Genomic DNA, 18238 nt, shown 5'->3' with positions numbered 1-18238 from the left:
AGTATTATTTTTTCCTTTTCAACAATTGTTCTTTATATGCTTCTGAGTCAAAATTTTTAACTCTTGCAACGCCATCTTCAACTGCCGCCTTAGCAACAGCCATACTAACCCAAATATAAGCACGAGGGTCAAATGGTTTTGGTATTATATACTCTTTTCCAAACTTAAGCTCAGAAATTTCATAAGCTTCTAAAACCTCTTTACATACAGGCTCTTTTGTCAGATCAGCAATAGCCCTTGAAGCTGCTTTTTTCATATTTTCAGTTATCTTTTTAGCCCTAACATCCAATGCTCCACGGAAAATAAATGGAAATCCTAAGACATTATTTACCTGATTTGGATAATCACTTCTTCCTGTTCCAATAATAGCATCTTGCCTTACTTCAAGGACCTCTTCTGGCGAAATTTCAGGAATAGGATTTGCAAGTGCAAAAATAATAGGAAACTCATTCATAGAAGCTATCATATCCTTTGTCAATACCCCTGGTCTTGAAAGTCCTAAAAACATATCAGCACCATTCATAGCATCAGCCAATGTTTTTTCATTTGTTTGTACAGCAAATGGAATTTTTTCAGGCGTCAAGTCATTTCTATCCTTGCTAACAACACCCCTACTATCAACCATAACGATATTTTTTACACCCATACTTTTATACATATTAGCGCAAGCTATACCGGCAGCACCAGCACCACTTACAACTATCTTTATATCTTTTATATCTTTTTTTGATATCTCACAAGCATTTATAAGTCCAGCGGTAGTTATGATAGCTGTTCCGTGCTGGTCATCATGCATTACAGGTATATCTACTGCTTTTTGAAGCTCTTGCTCTATATAAAAACACTTTGGCGCCTTAATGTCTTCAAGATTTATTCCACCAAATGTCGGAGATAAAGCTTTACAAATTTCTACTATTTTTTCAGGGTTTTTCTCATCAAGTTCTATATCAAAGGCATCAATATCCGCAAATTTTTTAAACAAAACAGCCTTGCCTTCCATTACAGGCTTGCCAGCAACAGCACCTATATCACCAAGTCCCAAAACAGCAGTGCTGTCTGTAATAACAGCAACTAAGTTTGATTTATTTGTGTATTTAAATGCAAGCTCTCTATCTCTTGATATCTCTTTGCACGGCTCAGCCACACCAGGAGAATATGCCAAAGAAAGATCATGAGCTGTTTCACAAACCACTTTTATATTTGTGCTTATTTTGCCGCCCAAATGATATTCTAAAGCCTCTTCTTTTGTTACCTTACCCATGTGTTGCCTTTTATTATTTTTTATTTAAAATCGCATCTATACGTTTTTTTATCTCTTCACTTCCTATAACTTCCAAAACTTCAAATATACTAGGGCTTACACTATTTCCAGTTAAGCTAACACGCAAAGCCTGAGCCAAATCTTTTAGTTTCAAGCCATTTTGTTCTAAAAATTCTTTTGTGATAGTCTCATATCCACTAGCATCTAAATTAAGTGTCAATATATCTTTAAATTTAGATAAAATTTCCAAGCTTTGGGGTGTTATAAATTTATCATAAGCCTTTTGATCATAATCCGTTGGTACATTTATTATGGATAAAGCTCCATTTGCCATATCAACAAGTGTTTTTGAACGCTCTCTTAAAATATCTAATAATAGTTCGCCTTTTTTCAAAGAATCAAAATCAACGCCAAAAAATTTCATCTCCTTAGCAAGTCTTTCATAAGGAAAAGTTTTTATATAGTGAGCATTCAACCAGTCTAGTTTTTGAGCATTATATGTGCTTGAAGATTTATTTATATCATGTGGATCAAAAAATTTAAGCATATCTTCCATGCTAAAAATTTCATCATCTCCGTGACTCCAGCCAAGACGAACAAGGAAATTCAAAAGTGCTTCTGGCAAATAACCCATTTTTTTATATTCCATCACATCAGTAGCACCATGTCTTTTGCTAAGTTTTTTACCGTCTTCGCCGTTTATCATAGCAACATGGAAAAACTCAGGCACACTAAACCCAAGAGCATCATACAAAACTATCTGTTTTGGGGTATTTGATAAATGATCATCACCTCTTATGACATGAGTTATCCCCATCAAAGCATCATCTACAACAACAGTAAAGTTATAAGTAGGTGTGCCGTCACTTCTTGCTATTATAAAATCATCAAGAATATCTTCTACATTAAATTTAACATCGCCTTTTATACCATCTTTAAATCTTATCTCACCACTTAAAGGTGCTTTTATTCTAATTACAGGGTCTATTCCTTCTGGTGGTGTACCTGTAAAATCACGATATCTTCCATCATATTTAGGTCTTTGCTTATTGGCTTCTTGTGTAGCTCTAAGTTCATCAAGTTCTTCTTTTGTCATATAGCATTTATACGCTTTGCCTTCATCAAGAAGTTTTTTTACATACTCAGCATACACATCAAATCTTTTTGACTGATAAGTAACCTCTCCATCATAATCAAGCCCGCACCACTCAAAAGCTTCTCTAATAGCAACAGTCGCTTCTTCTGAGTTTCTCTTTAAATCAGTATCTTCTATACGAAGAACAAATTTACCTTTATTTGCTCTTGCATATAAATAGCTATATAGTGCCGTTCTAAGCCCACCAATATGTAAATATCCAGTAGGAGAAGGCGCAAATCTTGTAGTTAACATTTTTCAACCTTAAAAATTATGTTATAATAAATCAAATTATATTTACAAATTACTTAAATAAAGGTTTTATGATGATAAAGAAGATTTTTTTGGCATCTTTGGTGTGTAGTTTAGGATTAGCTTCACAGATGATAAATGGCATAGCAGCCACAGTAGAAAATGAACCAATTACAACATTTGAAGTCGAGTCAGTAAAAGAACAATTAAAAGTAGATGACAAAAAAGCACTTGATATACTTATAAGAGATAGACTAGAGCAAGTTCAAATAAAAGCATTAGGTATAGTGGCATCGCCATTTGAAATAAATCAGAAAATAGAATCTATCGCAAAACAAAATGGATTTACTATGGCCCAATTTAGAAATGAGATAGAACATAAGCAAAATATAAATTATAATGATTTTAAAAATAACATACAAAAGACGATTTTGCAAGAAAAACTTTACAAAAGCATATTTGCAGATATTGGTAAAAATATAACAGAAGATAATGTAAAAGCATATTTTGAAGCAAATAAACAAAATTTTAGTGTTTTTAAAAATATAAAAGTTATGATTTTTAAATCAAACAGTGAAGATAAACTAAAAAAACAAATGAATGCTGGAACAAAAGCTATAGATGGTGTGTCAGTCCAAACTTTGAGCTTTGATTATAAAAATATAAATCCAAGACTGGCCTCATTGCTTGCTAATACGAACAACAATTCTTTTACACAAATTTTAAAAGGTGAAAAAACCTTTGATATGTTTTATGTATTAGAAAAAAATGGTATTCAAACGCCGGACTACGAAAGCATGAAAGAACAAGTTGCTTCAATGCTTTACTCTTCAGAGCAAGAAAGAGCTGCTTATGAGTATTTTGAAAAACTAAAAGCAAAAACAAAAGTAAAGATAATAAGAAAATAAAGTATTATTGGCATTTTTATATATTTATATATTTATATAATCTGCCAATAGATTTAGATTTTTAAAGCAAAGAATTAAGTAACATATAATCTTGCAATATATTTTGTTCTTTTATGTTTTTATTAATATGAAGAACAAAAAAACCTATTCTTTTTTCACTTGCATCTAGTATTGGAGATAGTGAAAAATAATGAGTTTTATATATAAAGAATGTTTTTTTAGTTAGATCAATATCTTTTAATATCTCTACGACATTTAAATTAGCACTATTTAAATTTGCTATATAATAATCTTTCAAAAGCTCGTCTGTGCGATAATCACTATCAATAAGCATTTTATCTTTATCTACAAGCACAAAAAGATCCACACCTTGATCCTTAAAAAAATTACTAATATGATCAAAATCAAGCATAATTTCTATAGTTCCAAGTTTTTGTTTTTGATATACTATATTTGAAACAGCTCTAGTAAAAACACCACCAACACCAATCTCTACTCCAGATACAGATTTTTTATTTTTATTTGCTTCAAGTAATAAATTTCTAAAAGAAGATAGATTATCTCCAAAGTTATTTGGACTCCAGCTTCGCAAATAACTTTTTAGATCCTTTGTATGAAGATGAATTTTGATATTTTTATACATTAAAACAGAACTTAAATTAGATATTATATCATTCATATTTGATATGCAAAGTGAGCGATTTAAATCTAAAAAGCACTCTTGAATTTTATTATTTTGACTTAATATAACAGAAAGAGCAAGTGATGACAGCTTTTGATCTTCTACATTTTTATGAAGTTGTTTGATTTGATAATCAAAGAAAATTTTAGCAGAATTAAGCTCTCTTTCTTTGATGTATGAGTTATAAAAAAATATAACAGATATAAAAATAACAACAAAAAATAATACTAAGATTTTAATAAAAATTGAATTTTTTATCATAATAATTTTATTAGTTTTTTACAAAATTCATCAAAACTAGGAAGTTTTAATTCACTCTCTCTTTGTTTTTGGCCCCACATGCTCTCAGGAAAATAATCATCTTCTTTAAATCTAGCAATAACATGTATATGAACAAATGGATAGATATTTCCAAAACTAGCTATATTGATTTTTTCTGGTTTATAAAAATCAAGCATTGCTTTTTCTACTATAAGCATAACATCAAAAAGCCTTTTTCTAGTCTCTTCATCACATTCACTAAGCTCTTTATACTTCTTTTTAGAAAATATCTTTATCCAAGGGAGTTTGTTTTGTTCTTGCTCTATTATTATATATTCATCTTCGTATATCACAAATGCCTCCAAATTTATTTAATAATTAAATAACATTATTATAGCATTCATATAAAAAAATCACAATTTTAAAAAAGAAAAAAGACTGAAATTATTATAAAATAAAATCAGTCTTGTGTTTTATAAATTAAAATTTATAAGTTAATCCGGCACTAACTTGTGTCATAGTAGGTATATTTTCATAATCACCAAATGTTTTATCAAATTTCAAAGAAGCTGATAAGCTTTCTGTTAAAGGATAGCCTAACCAAGCACTAAATTCGCTTTGTTTGTATTTTTTATTTTTATTATCTTTCATAGCAACATAATTAGTTGTTCCTATTATACCTGCAACAGATAGTTTTTGTATATTTGTTGATAGCATTGCATAAACTGTTTTAGCATCATTCGTATACATTGCATCACCCTCTTCAAATTGGACGATGGTATCGCCTACATAATTTTGACCTTTTAGAGTTCCCCAACCACTTTGTTTATCAGCTGCAACATATCCTAAAGTAAACTTAGTATCATTATAGCTTACATATGCAATACCTTCAAATACATCGCCATCGCCATCTTTGTAAACACCAACTCTTTTGTCTTGATCTAAATATCTACCTTTTTCATCTATTTTGGCATAGTGAAGCTTACCACCAAATCCAACATTTTCATTTAGCTTGCCATCATACATAATTTTTCCACCAAATACAGAAAGAGCATTATCCATATAATTTTCATAAGCCCTGAATGCCAAACCATTTTCAAAGCTATAAGTTGCACCGACACCAAAAAGGCCTCTACCACCATTAACTCTTTTGATCTTAGTCATTTCGTTGATCCTAACACTACCTCTTGCACGAGCCCATAGTGCATCTAATGTTAGATTTTCTATAGAGTTATTTACTATAGTAGCTCCGTCCATTACTTTTGTAATCCAGTCAGAGTATATATCTTGACGACCTAATTTAATGACAGTATCATTTGCATTGTATTCAAGATATAATTTTGATAGATTGTATTTATAATCTTCATAAAATCTCTCAGTAGAGTCACCTGTCCCATGATCGGTTTTTATATTTTTATCTTTCTCATAAGCAGGAAGCGAAGCTCTCAAACCACCTACCAATTTAAAGTTTTTATAATAATCTGTTTCGTAATTTATGCCTATGTTCCCAACTGCCCAAGCGGTATTTTGGTAATATTTACGCTTTTCAACTTTATTAGCATGTCGACTTTCATAATAAACAGAAACATCACCGCTCATTTTACCATTTTTAAAAGCCTCTTCAATTGAAGAACTCTCAGCTATAGCAAAAGATGAAAGTGCAAGCATAGCAATCAAACTTTTTTTCATTTTTTCTCCTTTAAAATATTCAAATATATTTTTAATTTTTATATAACTAAAAGTAAATTATTATTAAATAATTTTAGTCGTTAAAATTGTATAATAATTGTTACTTTTTTGTCAAGCAAATTTAAGAAATTATAAATTTTAAAAACATATCTATATATATAAATTAAACTATGTTTTAATAAAAAGTAATACAAAAAACTATAAATAATTATCCAATAAATAAAATTATTTTTACATAAGTAACTTTTTAATATTGCATTTTAATTGCAATATTTTATTTTACAATGCTCCAATTTGCTTTGTTTTCATACATACAAACTTATAAATTTATATTATAATAGCATTCATCCAAAAGATGAGCATACTCTTGTTTTATATAAAAACGAAATAACTTATAATAATATCTTAATGTTATATTTGTAGCTTCTTTTTTTGACAATATCTTTTCTTTAACATCTTGCAGTATTGTTTTGTTAAATCTCAAGCAAATATCATTAAAATCACTCACTTCTTCTTTATTTATAAAACCATCTTTTATGCAATTTTCTAGCATTGATAAGCTTCTACTATGCAAATTGTTTGAATTAAGCATTCTATTTAAAAAATCTGGTATTTTATTTTTGTTTTTATCTGGAAATAAAGTATAGTATTCTTTTATGTAATTATTAAATTTATCATCGTTATGTGAAAAAAACAACATTTCATAAATTTCAGGTTTTTCATAAGAGTACTCACAAAAACACTTACAAACATTCATATAAACTTCAATTGAATTTTTAGAATTAAGTATACAATGATACATAGCTTGATTATATTCTTCTAATTGATTAAATGTAGCCAAAAAAACTAAATGTGTTAAATTATCAAAATAATTATATAGTGTTGCACTAGAGTATCCAGCCAAATGTGCAGTATTTCTTATATTTACAGAATTTATACCATCTTTTTGTATAATTTGATTGGCAGCATTTATGAAATAATGCATCATTCTATTTCTTTTTATTTCACTTCTTTTTTTTGTAGTCACTAAGAATTACACCTCCGCTTTAAAAATTTTTATATAAAAATAGAAATTGTATTAAAATTTTTCTTAATAAATTTTAACAAGATACATTTTAAAGTAAAACCAAATCTACTTTAGATTTGGTTTTACAAATTATATATTAAAATTTATAAGTCAATCCAGCGCTAGTTTGCGCATAAGTAGGAGTGTCTTGATAATCACCAAATGTTTTATCAAATTTCAAAGAAGCAGATAAGCTTTCTGTCAAAGGATAGCTCAACCAAGCACTAAATTCACTTTGCTTATATTTTTTGTTGTCTTTACCAGCAACATAATTAGTTGTTCCTATTATACCAGAGACAGATAATTTTTGTATATTAGTTGATAGCATTGCGTAAATAGTCTTGGCATCATTTGTATACATCACATCACCCTCTTCAAACTGAACAATAGTATCACCTACATACATTCCACCTTTAAAGCTTGAACCCCAACCGTTATCCTTGCCGGCTGCCACATATCCTAATGTAAGTTTAGTGTCATTATAGCTTACATAGGCTACACTTTCGAACACTTCACCATCTTTAATATCTTTAATTTTTTCATCCATTTTAGCATAATGAAGTTTACCACCAAATCCAACATTTTCATTTAGCTTGCCATCATACATAATTTTTCCACCAAATACAGAAAGAACGTTATCAGCATGTTCTCCATAAGCCCTAAATGATAAACCATTTTCAAAGCTATATGTTGCACCGGCACCAAAAAGGCCTCTAGTATCATTAAATTTTTCCACTTGAGTCATTTCATTTATTTTAACTTTACCTCTTGCGCGTGTCCATAATGCATCTAATGTCAGATTTTTTATAGAGTTATTTACTATTGTAACCCCATCGTTTATTTGAGTAACCCAATCAGAGTATATGTTTTGGCGACCTATCTTTATAACTGTATCGTTTGCATTATATTCAAGATATAAATTTGATAGATTATATCTATAATTCTCAGAAACCCTCTCAGTAGAATCACCAATACCATGAAATGTTTTTGTATTTTTATCCTTTTCATAAACCGGGAGAGCAGCCCTAAATCCTGCTACAAATTTAAAGTTTTTATAATAATCTGTTTCATAGTTTATGCCTATACTTCCAACCGCCCAAGCAGTATTTTGATAATATGTGCTCTTTTCACCTTTGTCAATATGACGACTCTCATAATAAACAGAAACATCGCCACTTGTTTTACCATTTTTAAAAGCCTCTTCAAGTGAAGAACTATCAGCTACAGCAAAAGATGAAAGTGCAAACATTGCAATCAAACTTTTTTTCATTTTTTTCTCCTTAAAAAATAATTTTTATCCAAATCTATATTCAACACCAAAAGTACCATTAGGATATTCCCATTTTTTCAAAATAGTAGACCCGCACAAAACTCTACATGTTCCACACTCCAAACACCCAGCATAATCAAAATGAAACGCTCCATTCTCATCTCTTTTATACAAAGCTGCAGGACAAGCAACTTCAAGCTTTGTAAATTCTTCTTCGCTGATATCTCTTATCAATTCTATATGGGCATTTGACTCATCTACAAAAAACTTATTAATACTTAATTTTGCATCTACATTTAAATCTACATTTTTCATATCGATTTTACTCCATTAATCATATCTTTCACTATATTCAAATAACCAACTTCTTTTAATCTAGGTAAAATTTTATTCCTTAACGGCTTACTGTCTCCGTTTACAACAAACAAATCTCTCATTATCCCATTAACCATTTTTGGATATTCATTAAATATTCTATTATTATTTAAAACATTTGGTAAATTTTTATACAGTGCTAAATCATTCATAACAAAACTATCATTGAGTTTTTTCTTATACTCAGATAAAGAAGCGATACTAAAATCATTATTCTGTTTTGCTTTCACAATAGCTTTGGCAGCACAAACTGCACTTTCAACAGCCAAATCCATACCGCGCACTGAGTATCCAACATTCAAACAAAGTCCGGCACAATCACCAACAACCAAAACACCATTATCTGATATTTTTTTAATAGCACCCAAACCTCCCTCTGGGACTATGTGAGCTGAATATTCTGTCGTTTTGCCGTTTTTAATCAAAGGTTTTACAGATGGATGATTTTTAAAATTTTCAAGCATTTCAGGAACGGTTACATTTGAATTATGAGAATTATGCAACCCAAAAACAACACCCAAAGATATAGAAGTTTTATTCGTATATAAAAAACCACCTCCCATATGTCCAGCAGAAGGACTTCCAGCAAATAACCAAGCAGCGCCCTCATTTTCATTTACATTAAAAATATCTTCAATTCTATCTTTTCCTAGTTCTATAATTTCTTTTACCCCAACGGCACATGTATGCGGATTTAACTCATATCCCAACCCATATTTAGAGCAAAGTGTTGAGTTTGCGCCATCTGCTAGAATTACAACATCGGCCTCCATCTCTTCGCCTCCAGCAATAACACCGCAAATTTTATTATCTCTTTGAATTAAATCATCTACCCTGATACCAGTTATTATACTTGCTCCTGCATTTTCAGCTTGTTCTCCCAACCATGCATCAAATTTTACCCTTAATACAGAATATGAAAGTTCCATTTTATTTTCTGTTGGTTTTAAAGTATAATCCATTGTTAAATTTTCATCTTCACTCATAAAAGACAATTTTTCATGAGTAATCAATCTTTCAATAGGAGCTATATTACCAAAATCTGGAAATATGGGTTCTATACTATGTGCATAAATCCTACCTCCACTTGTATTTTTAGCCCCAATAGTATTGCCTCTTTCTATTATCAATACCTCAAGACCATCTTTTGCTAATAAATAACCAGCAATACACCCAGCTATTCCTCCACCAACTATAATCACATTAAATTTTTCTTCAGCCATCAAAACATCCTTATTTTAAATTTTCTTTTAAATGATCACTTCTAAGTATATTTTTTCTTACTTTTCCAGTACAAGTTTTTGGCAAATATGAATAAAACTGAACAATGCCAGGGACTTTAAATTTCGCTAACCCACTTAAACAATACTGTACAACATCATCCTTAGTCATTTCTTCTTTATCTTTTAAAACAACACAAGCTTTTATAAGCTCATTATTAAACTTATCTGGTATACCTATAACAGCAACTTCAAAAATTTTATCATGAGAGCTTATAAATGTTTCAACCTCAACGCTAGAAACATTTTCTCCAGCAACCTTTATAAGATTGATATTTCTATCAACAAAATAAAAGTATTCATCATCATCAAAATATCCAATATCTCCTGTTTTAAGCCACCCATCTTTACTTAAAACTTTATTTGTAGCATCCTTGTTATCAAAATAGCCTTTAAAAATAGTTTTTCCTATTTCACCTTTTATACAAATTTCACCTGATTTGTTTGATAACAACTCATTACCTTCACTATCCAAAATTTTAGCCTCATAACAAAATCCGAGCTTTCCTATAGAAGGAAATCTTCTTTTTTCATCAGGTCTATCTCCTATCAAACCAACAATAGTTTCAGTCATACCATATGAATTCAAACAACTTGGAATATTAAAACGATCTAAAAATTCCGTCATGTCTTTATTATTTATATTTAAATAAAAAAACATTTCTCTTAGATTATGTTTTTTTTCATTATCTTTTATAGGTTGAGCCATGAGCGTGCATATCATTTTTGGTATACATTCTGTTATGGTTGCTTTGTAAAATAAAACCTGATCCCAAAATTTATGAGCTGAATATTTTTCAATCAAAACAAATGTAGCGCCACGAGAAAATGCTGGCATCATCATTGTGCATTGAGCATCTATATGCCAAAGTGGCATTGCTGTTAAACATATATCATTATTATTAAAATTACCTTGCCAAGAAGTATAAAAACCAGCAAATATTAAATTATAATGAGTTATCTCAACACCTTTTGGAAAAGAAGATGTTCCAGATGTAAAAACAATTTCAGCTGTATCCAGATTATCTATATCATTATTTTCAAAATTTACACTATATTTTACAAACTCTTTTTGATATTGAGTGTGCTTACAGGAACAATTGTCAACAAGCATAATACCATTTTTAAAAGTAAAATTATTTTCTATCATATCATCGTAAATATGCACAAATTTTGAATTTGTTATAACAAGAGTAGGTTTTGTTTTTTCCACCATAAATAAAGTATCAGCATAAACATAATTTGCATTGACAGGAACACTTATTGCACCTATTTTTGCTATAGCTATAAAATTTACTATATATTCTATACTATTACAAAGATGAATTATTACCTTATCGCCTTTTTTTAATCCCATATGTGTGAGCAAATTAGCCGTTTGGTTAATTTGCTCGTTTAATTGTACATATGATAGGCTAGTAGTTCTACACTCTACATCTTCACAAATGATAGCGGTTTTATTTTTATGTGTTAATGCTAACTCTTCAAAATAACCACCAAGATTTTTTTTACCTATCATATCCATGATTATTTTCTCACTTTAATTATCTTCTCATCATTTAGTTTTGTTATTTCAACTTCACTGTAGCCAAGATGAGACATTATATCAGCAGTATCTTCTCCATAATCAGGCATAGCGCGCCAAATTTTGCCAGGGTTGTTTTTAAACTTAGGCATAATATTTGGACCAGTATAATCTTTACCAGCTGAGTTTTTCCAAGTAGTAAAACTATCTCTAGCTATATATTGAGGATTATTTTGAAGCTCACTAACTTCCAAAACTTTTGCTCCAGCAACTTTTAAATCAGAAAGAACTTTTAAAGACTCTTCTATGCTTCTTTCTTTAAAGAACCTATCCAAAGCAGCTTCAAATTCATCATTGACTTTCATTTTTCTACTTATTAGTTGAGTGCCTTCTGGAACATCATCAGTACCATAATACTTAGATATACCTATTAAATTAAACATCTCTTTAACTTGATTTACACCAACAATTTCAAAAACTATATAGCCGTCTTTACAAGAATAAAGACCGCAACCAGCATATAATGGATCTTTACCTTTTATCATCCTAGGACACATCTCACCACCATTAAGATAATCCATCATATAATACTGCCCCATTCTGAGCATAGTTTCATACATAGCAACATCTATACTCTCACCGACACCTGTTTTTTGTGCATTATGCAATGCCGCCAAAACAGAACTAGTAACGGTTAGACCGCAAAGATAATCAGCTGTATAAGGAAAAGCTGGCATAGGTTGATTTTGATCACCATTTTGTATCAAATAACCACTAAACGCTTGAGCTATTGTGTTATATGCAGCTAAATTTGTATATTCAGGATCGCCGTATTGTCCAAATCCAGAAAGATGAGCTATAACTAGTTTTTTATTGTGTGACCATAAAACCTCATCTGTTATACCTTTTTTAGCAAATGCAGGGCCTTTACTAGCTTCTATGAATATATCACATTCTTTTATAAGTTTATAAAAAACTTCTTTACCCTCTTCGCTAAATAAATTTAATGATAACGCATATAAGTTTCTGCGACTCAACTCTTTATAATTTTCTTGAACTCTTATAGTGTCTGGATATTTTGAATTTTCTATCCAAATAACTTCTGCTCCCCACTCAGCTAATATTTGAGCCGAAAATGGTCCAGCTATTTCCATAGCTGAAAAAACCACTTTTACACCGCTTAATGGACCAAATTTTGGAGTGTTAAATTTCATATTACATCCTTTTATCTATATTTTTTCAAAATAGCTCTACCAAGAGTTAAAATTTGCATTTCATCAGAACCACCAGACAATCTATCAACTCTTAAATCTCTCCAAAATCTGCCAACTCTATGACCTGTAACACCGATTCCACCAAGAACTTGAACAGCATCATCAACAACTTCAAATGCTTTATTTGCACAATAATATTTACACATGGCGCTTTCACCAGTAACATTTAAGCCTTGATCCATTTTCCAAGCTGTTTCATAAACCATATTTTTCATAGCGTTTAGCTTCATTGCCATATGAGCAAATTTTTCTTGAATAAGCTGAGTTCTGCCTATAGTTTCACCAAATTGAACACGTTCATTTGCATATTTGGCAGCATCTTCAAAAGCACAATAAGCTATACCGTAATTTGTGCAAGCTACCAAAAATCTTTCAGCGTCAAATTCTTCTTTTACTCTATTAAAGCCATTGCCATCTTCACCAAACATATCTTTTTCTTCAAGTTCTACATTGTCAAAAACTATCTCACAACAACTATCCATTCTAAGACCTAGTTTGTCCAGTTGAGTTAATTTAATACCTGGTTTACTCATATCAACAAACCATTCTGTAAAGACTGGCTTTTCACTTTCACTATCTCTTGCCATAACAACCAAGTAAGGAGTATGAGCACTTGATGTTATAAAGCATTTTTGACCATTTAAATACACTTTTCCATTTTTTCTTGTATAAGTAGTTTTTAAACTACCTACATCAGAACCAGCACCAGGCTCTGTTATGGCTGAGTTCAACATTTGTTTACCGGTTCCGCGATAAGCAAAAATTTTATCTATTTGCTCCTTTGTTCCATATTTTAAAATAGTACTAAATCCAGGAAGTTGATATAACACATATGTTGGGGCACCGCATCTGCCAAGTTCTTCCCAAATAGCTGTTAGTGTTATCCAATCAGCACTCATGCCACCATGCTCTTCTGGTAAAAGCATAGTATCAACACCCAGTTCAGCAAGCTCTTTGACCCATTTTATAGGATATTCGTGATTTTCATCACATTTTGCAAAATACACTTCCCAATTTTCTCTTTCCATAAGCTCTTTAATTCCAGCAACAAATAATTGTTGCTCATCTGTTAAACTAAAATCAACCATATTGTTCTCCTTTTAATAATTAATACCAATTATTCTTTTTAGCATCTTTAAAGAAAGATACCAATATCAAAATATTTACAAAAAATAATGGGCAACCACCTGCTATGATAGCTGTCTGAATAGGTTTTAATCCGCCCAACGCAAGCAAAGTCACACCTATAATACCAACTAAAACAGACCAACCTATTCTAACCCACAAAGGTGGCTCATCATATCCTGTTGCCTCTTTGCAAGTACTCATTGCTAAAGTATATGAGCATGCATTAATCAGTGTTATAGTTGCTATGAAAGCCAATATAAAAAATCCCCAAATGGTAAGTGTGGACATAGGTAAAGCAGCCCAAGTTTCAATAATAGCTCTTGCCATACCAGCTGTTTTTACAATTTCTGACATATTAACAACACCAGTAATCATAGTGTGAATTGTGTTACTTCCAAGTATAGTCCATAAAATCCAAGTTGTAGCGGTAAGACCAGCAACCATACCAATACAAAGCTCTCTAACTGTTCTACCTCTTGAAATTCTTGCCAAGAATATGCACATTTGTATACCATAAACTACCCACCAAGCCCAATAAAATACTGTCCAGCCTTGAGGAAATCCGCCTTTAGCGATAGGATCGGTGTAAAATAACATCCTGCCAAGATAACTAAGCATAACACCAACACTATCTGTAAAATAGTTAATTGTAAAAGTTGAAGCTCCAACTATTACAACCCAGCCAAGCATAATTATCATTAGATAACTTCTAACATCACTAGCTATCTTTATACCTCTATTAAGGCCAAAAGCAACACAAATAGCATTAAATAAAACCCAGCAAGATATAATCATAGTATCTAACTCCAGTGTTCTTTCAATGCCAAAAAGCCACTGCATACACTCAGTAACAAGTGGGGTAGCAAGACCCAAACTTGTTCCCATAGCAAGTATTAAAGCAACGATATAGACATTGTCTATAATTACACCAAGCCAACCTTTTGCTAATTTTTCACCAACAGCTGCCTCAATTGTTCCACTAGGACGGACAACATTAATTTTTTTAACAAACAAGAAATAACCAAAAGCAACAGACAATAAACTGTATGTAGCCCAAGGCAAAGGTCCCCAGTGAAATAAACTATAAGCAAGACCCAACTCTTTAGCTTGTGTGCTCATAGGCTCAAGACCAAAAGGTGGATAAGTTACATAATAGTAAATTTCCAAACTACCCCAATACAAAACAGCGGCTGACGTGCATGATGCAAACATCATAAAAATCCAGCTAACTGTACTAAACTCTGGTTTATCTTCAGGATCGCCTAATTTTTTATCTTTCATAGGACCAAAAATTAGCCAAAACCATCCAAACACCATAATAACCATATACCACTCAAAAGCCCAACCCCAAGAATTAGTTACATAGGCAAAAGTTGCATTTATTACTTTGTTTGCTGCATCCAAATCCCTAACAACTAACCAACTTAAAATCGCAACAGCGATTAGCGAGGGAAAGAATACTTTTGGTTCTATCCCAACTTTTTTAACCTTCATTTTAACTCCTTTGATTAAAATTGAAATTTTTAGTAATAAAATCCGCACCATCTTGTATAGCTTCATTGGCTATTTTCATCATCCTTGTATAGTGCAAAAATGCATGCATTACACCTTTATATTCCTTGTATTCACTATCATTTGTTTGTTTTAGTATTTCATACAAAGCAACACTATCATCTTTTAATGGATCAAATTCACAAGAAGCTATAAAACAATTAGGAATATTATCTGTCAAATCAGCATTGAAAATATTTACAAATTTAGAGTTTATATCGGTATCTTTTTTTAAATACTCATTGTAATAATATTGCATATCCTCTTCTCTTAACCAATCTATATCATTGCCATATAAAGTTCTTGATACTGAATCTTTAAGTCCATAAACACCGTAAAACAACGCCATTGATTTAATTAAACTTGTATCGATTATTTTTTTATCTTTTTGATATAAAAAAGTTCCCATGCACATATTAGCGCCAGCACTATCTCCAGCATAAGAAAATTCATCAGGTGATAGCTTATACTTTTTACTATTTTTGATAAAATATTCTATAGTTGCATTACACTCTTGAATTTGAAACGGAAATTTCTTATCTGGTGCAAGAGAGTAATCTATACCAATAACCGCGCATTTACTTAAGCTAGCCAAATTTCTCATCATTCTATCATGAGTTTTTATACTTCCTACTACCCATCCTCCTCCATGTATAAAAAATATAGTTTTATATTGATCTTGATCTTGTGGATAATAAATCCTAGTTTTTATCTTTACTTGCCCAAAATCAATAAAAACATCATGCATGTCAAACATAACAGCTCCGCCTTCGTTCCAATACTCTCTTTCTAGCTCATAATTAAGCCTCATCTGATTATTATCAGTTGCAGGCTCACTAGAGGCATTATCTTGTTGATGTTTAACAACCAACTTCATCTCTTCTGAAATTTTATTTAGTACATTAATTTTGTTAATAATATTCATAGAATATCCTTTAAATCATTGTATGGTAAAGCCCAATAAATTATTAATAATATAGTTAATATAATTCCTGAAGCAATCATTAAATATGCATAAAATCTGTCTATTTTATAATCACTAGAATTTTGTTCACTTATAGGAATTTCATGAAGTTTATTTAAAAATTCAACCTCTTTTGGTGTTCTTTTTTGACCAAAAGAACCAATAGTGGCTAAGCATACACTTAAAAATAAACCTATAAAAAACGGATCAAATAAATTTTTTAAATCAAATCCAGCAAATTCAACCAAACACTTACTTATCAAATATCCAAAAAATCCACCCAACATTGACAGATAAGCGCCTCTTTCTGTTATTTTTTTGCTCCAAACACTTGCAAATGCCAAAAATCCCCAAGAAGAAGCTATAATAGTACTAGCAAACCAGGCTATGATTCTTATACTAGCTAAATCAAAATATGCTAATATCAAAGCTATAAAGCTTACAACAAAAACTACTTTTCTTGTAAAACCTATCTGTGATTTTTCATTTTTAAAATTTATCCTAAAAATGTCATTCGCAAGACTAAAACTAACTACTGATAAAAATGTAGTTGCGGAACTAAGACCAGCTGATAAAATTCCAGTTAACAAAAATACACCCAAAAATTTCGGAACTACCTCATGGGCAGTCCAAATAATAACTTGTTCTGGTTTTTCCATATTTGGATTTAACTGTATAACACTGATTGCTATTATATAAAGATACAATAAGAAAAATGTTGTAAGAAGCGCTGATAATACACCTGAACGAAAAACAACATGTTCATTTTTAGCCATTAGATTGCGTCCAGCTTGCCAAGGACTAACAGCAACAGTTATCATCCAAACTATACCAAGAGTTATAGCATAAATTACTATATCAAAAGCACTTCCATTGCCGGTATTTCCATGATAACTAAAAAGATCTTTTGGTGAGTTTGGATTTGAAATCAAATTTTGTATTAAATTTGATATACCTCCTGACTCATTAAAAACAAAATAACCAAGAAAAATGGTTGAAGATAAAAAGCATAAACACATGATAGTATCTATAAGAACAACACCTTTTGAACCAGAATAAACAGTAAAAAGTAGTATACAAATCCAAGATATAAAAAGACAAGTTGTTCTATCAAAACCACTTAGAACTTCCATTAATATAGTTGTTCCAGACATAACGCTAAGCAAATAAGCACTAAGAGAGACAACAGTTATAATGCCTGCAAATCTTTGTATTCTATCACTATTGAATCTCAAAGAAAAATAACTTGGCATGGTATTTACTTTTGCTCTTCTTATAAAGCGACCAAAATAAAGCGGTCCTAAAACATATCCACATGCACAAAGTATATTTATCAAAAAAATAGTTGTTATATTTCCATTATAAGCATAAGCTGTATCGCCCATAAAACCATTTGTGCTAAGCATTGATGCAAACATAGTACCTGTTACAAAAAGAGTTGTTGATTTTCTACCATTAACATAATAGTCTTCTAAATTTTTAACTTTTTTACCGGCATAAAAACCTATAACGAGATAAATACAAATACCGACTAAAACACCAGCTATATAAATATTCATCTTTAGTCTCTTTCTTCGTTTTTTATATCTTCAGAACTTAAACTCTTATTTAAAATAC

At 30.8% G+C, this 18238-nt stretch carries 16 protein-coding genes; 1 reads left to right on the top strand and 15 read right to left on the bottom strand.

The window, feature by feature from the left end:
- Window positions 1-4: 4 nt before the first annotated feature.
- Window positions 5-1261, bottom strand: a complete 1257-nt coding sequence (locus CPIN17260_RS02115) for a malic enzyme-like NAD(P)-binding protein (RefSeq protein WP_078387465.1) — start codon at window positions 1259-1261, stop codon at window positions 5-7.
- A 13-nt stretch (window positions 1262-1274) separates the two neighbouring features.
- Complete coding sequence (gene gltX / locus CPIN17260_RS02110) at window positions 1275-2651, bottom strand: glutamate--tRNA ligase (protein ID WP_078387464.1); 1377 nt, start codon at window positions 2649-2651, stop codon at window positions 1275-1277.
- A 71-nt stretch (window positions 2652-2722) separates the two neighbouring features.
- Between gltX and CPIN17260_RS02105 the strand changes: the two genes are divergently transcribed.
- A complete protein-coding gene (locus tag CPIN17260_RS02105) occupies window positions 2723-3556 on the top strand; it encodes a peptidylprolyl isomerase (protein ID WP_078387463.1) in 834 nt (277 codons plus the stop codon).
- A 61-nt stretch (window positions 3557-3617) separates the two neighbouring features.
- On the opposite strand, the gene CPIN17260_RS02100 is transcribed toward CPIN17260_RS02105, so the two are convergent.
- From CPIN17260_RS02100 to CPIN17260_RS02040, 13 genes are all read right to left on the bottom strand, one after another.
- A complete protein-coding gene (locus CPIN17260_RS02100) occupies window positions 3618-4499 on the bottom strand; it encodes a cache domain-containing protein (RefSeq protein WP_069633069.1) in 882 nt (293 codons plus the stop codon).
- On the bottom strand, window positions 4496-4852 hold the full coding sequence (locus tag CPIN17260_RS02095; RefSeq protein ID WP_069633068.1) for an HIT family protein: 357 nt from the start codon (window positions 4850-4852) through the stop codon (window positions 4496-4498). The genes CPIN17260_RS02100 and CPIN17260_RS02095 overlap by 4 nt, the downstream gene beginning before the upstream one ends.
- 127 nt (window positions 4853-4979) lie before the next feature.
- Window positions 4980-6188 carry an Opr family porin gene (locus CPIN17260_RS02090; protein ID WP_078440503.1) on the bottom strand — a complete coding sequence of 403 codons (1209 nt, stop codon included), beginning with the start codon at window positions 6186-6188 and terminating at the stop codon, window positions 4980-4982.
- A gap of 319 nt (window positions 6189-6507) precedes the next feature.
- Window positions 6508-7215, bottom strand: a complete 708-nt coding sequence (locus tag CPIN17260_RS02085; protein WP_069637717.1) for a TetR/AcrR family transcriptional regulator — start codon at window positions 7213-7215, stop codon at window positions 6508-6510.
- 136 nt (window positions 7216-7351) lie between these two features.
- Window positions 7352-8524, bottom strand: coding sequence for an Opr family porin (locus CPIN17260_RS02080; RefSeq protein ID WP_078440502.1), 1173 nt, complete (start codon window positions 8522-8524; stop codon window positions 7352-7354).
- A 24-nt stretch (window positions 8525-8548) separates the two neighbouring features.
- Complete coding sequence (locus CPIN17260_RS02075) at window positions 8549-8839, bottom strand: ferredoxin family protein (protein ID WP_078440501.1); 291 nt, start codon at window positions 8837-8839, stop codon at window positions 8549-8551.
- The gene (locus CPIN17260_RS02070) at window positions 8836-10122 is read right to left on the bottom strand and encodes an FAD-dependent oxidoreductase (protein ID WP_078440500.1); all 1287 of its coding nucleotides are present in this window, start codon (window positions 10120-10122) and stop codon (window positions 8836-8838) included. The genes CPIN17260_RS02075 and CPIN17260_RS02070 overlap by 4 nt, the downstream gene beginning before the upstream one ends.
- Window positions 10123-10132: 10 nt before the next feature.
- Window positions 10133-11698: an AMP-binding protein gene (locus tag CPIN17260_RS02065; RefSeq protein WP_226996977.1), complete on the bottom strand. Its 1566-nt coding sequence runs from the start codon at window positions 11696-11698 to the stop codon at window positions 10133-10135.
- Between the two features lie 8 nt (window positions 11699-11706).
- On the bottom strand, window positions 11707-12918 hold the full coding sequence (gene caiB / locus CPIN17260_RS02060; RefSeq protein ID WP_078440498.1) for an L-carnitine CoA-transferase: 1212 nt from the start codon (window positions 12916-12918) through the stop codon (window positions 11707-11709).
- Between the two features lie 11 nt (window positions 12919-12929).
- Window positions 12930-14066, bottom strand: a complete 1137-nt coding sequence (gene caiA / locus CPIN17260_RS02055; protein ID WP_078440497.1) for a crotonobetainyl-CoA dehydrogenase — start codon at window positions 14064-14066, stop codon at window positions 12930-12932.
- Window positions 14067-14085: 19 nt separating this feature from the next.
- Window positions 14086-15600 carry an L-carnitine/gamma-butyrobetaine antiporter gene (gene caiT / locus CPIN17260_RS02050; RefSeq protein WP_078440496.1) on the bottom strand — a complete coding sequence of 505 codons (1515 nt, stop codon included), beginning with the start codon at window positions 15598-15600 and terminating at the stop codon, window positions 14086-14088.
- Window position 15601: 1 nt separating this feature from the next.
- The gene (gene aes, locus CPIN17260_RS02045) at window positions 15602-16582 is read right to left on the bottom strand and encodes an acetyl esterase (protein WP_078440495.1); all 981 of its coding nucleotides are present in this window, start codon (window positions 16580-16582) and stop codon (window positions 15602-15604) included.
- A complete protein-coding gene (locus tag CPIN17260_RS02040) occupies window positions 16579-18180 on the bottom strand; it encodes a sodium:solute symporter family protein (protein ID WP_078440494.1) in 1602 nt (533 codons plus the stop codon). The genes aes and CPIN17260_RS02040 overlap by 4 nt, the downstream gene beginning before the upstream one ends.
- Window positions 18181-18238 lie beyond the last annotated feature (58 nt).

Source organism: Campylobacter pinnipediorum subsp. pinnipediorum (genome assembly GCF_002021925.1).
GTDB classification, from domain to species: Bacteria; Campylobacterota; Campylobacteria; order Campylobacterales; family Campylobacteraceae; genus Campylobacter_A; species Campylobacter_A pinnipediorum.
The sequence above is the reverse complement of the archived record's forward strand: the minus strand, read 5'-3'. Positions and strand labels throughout refer to the sequence as shown.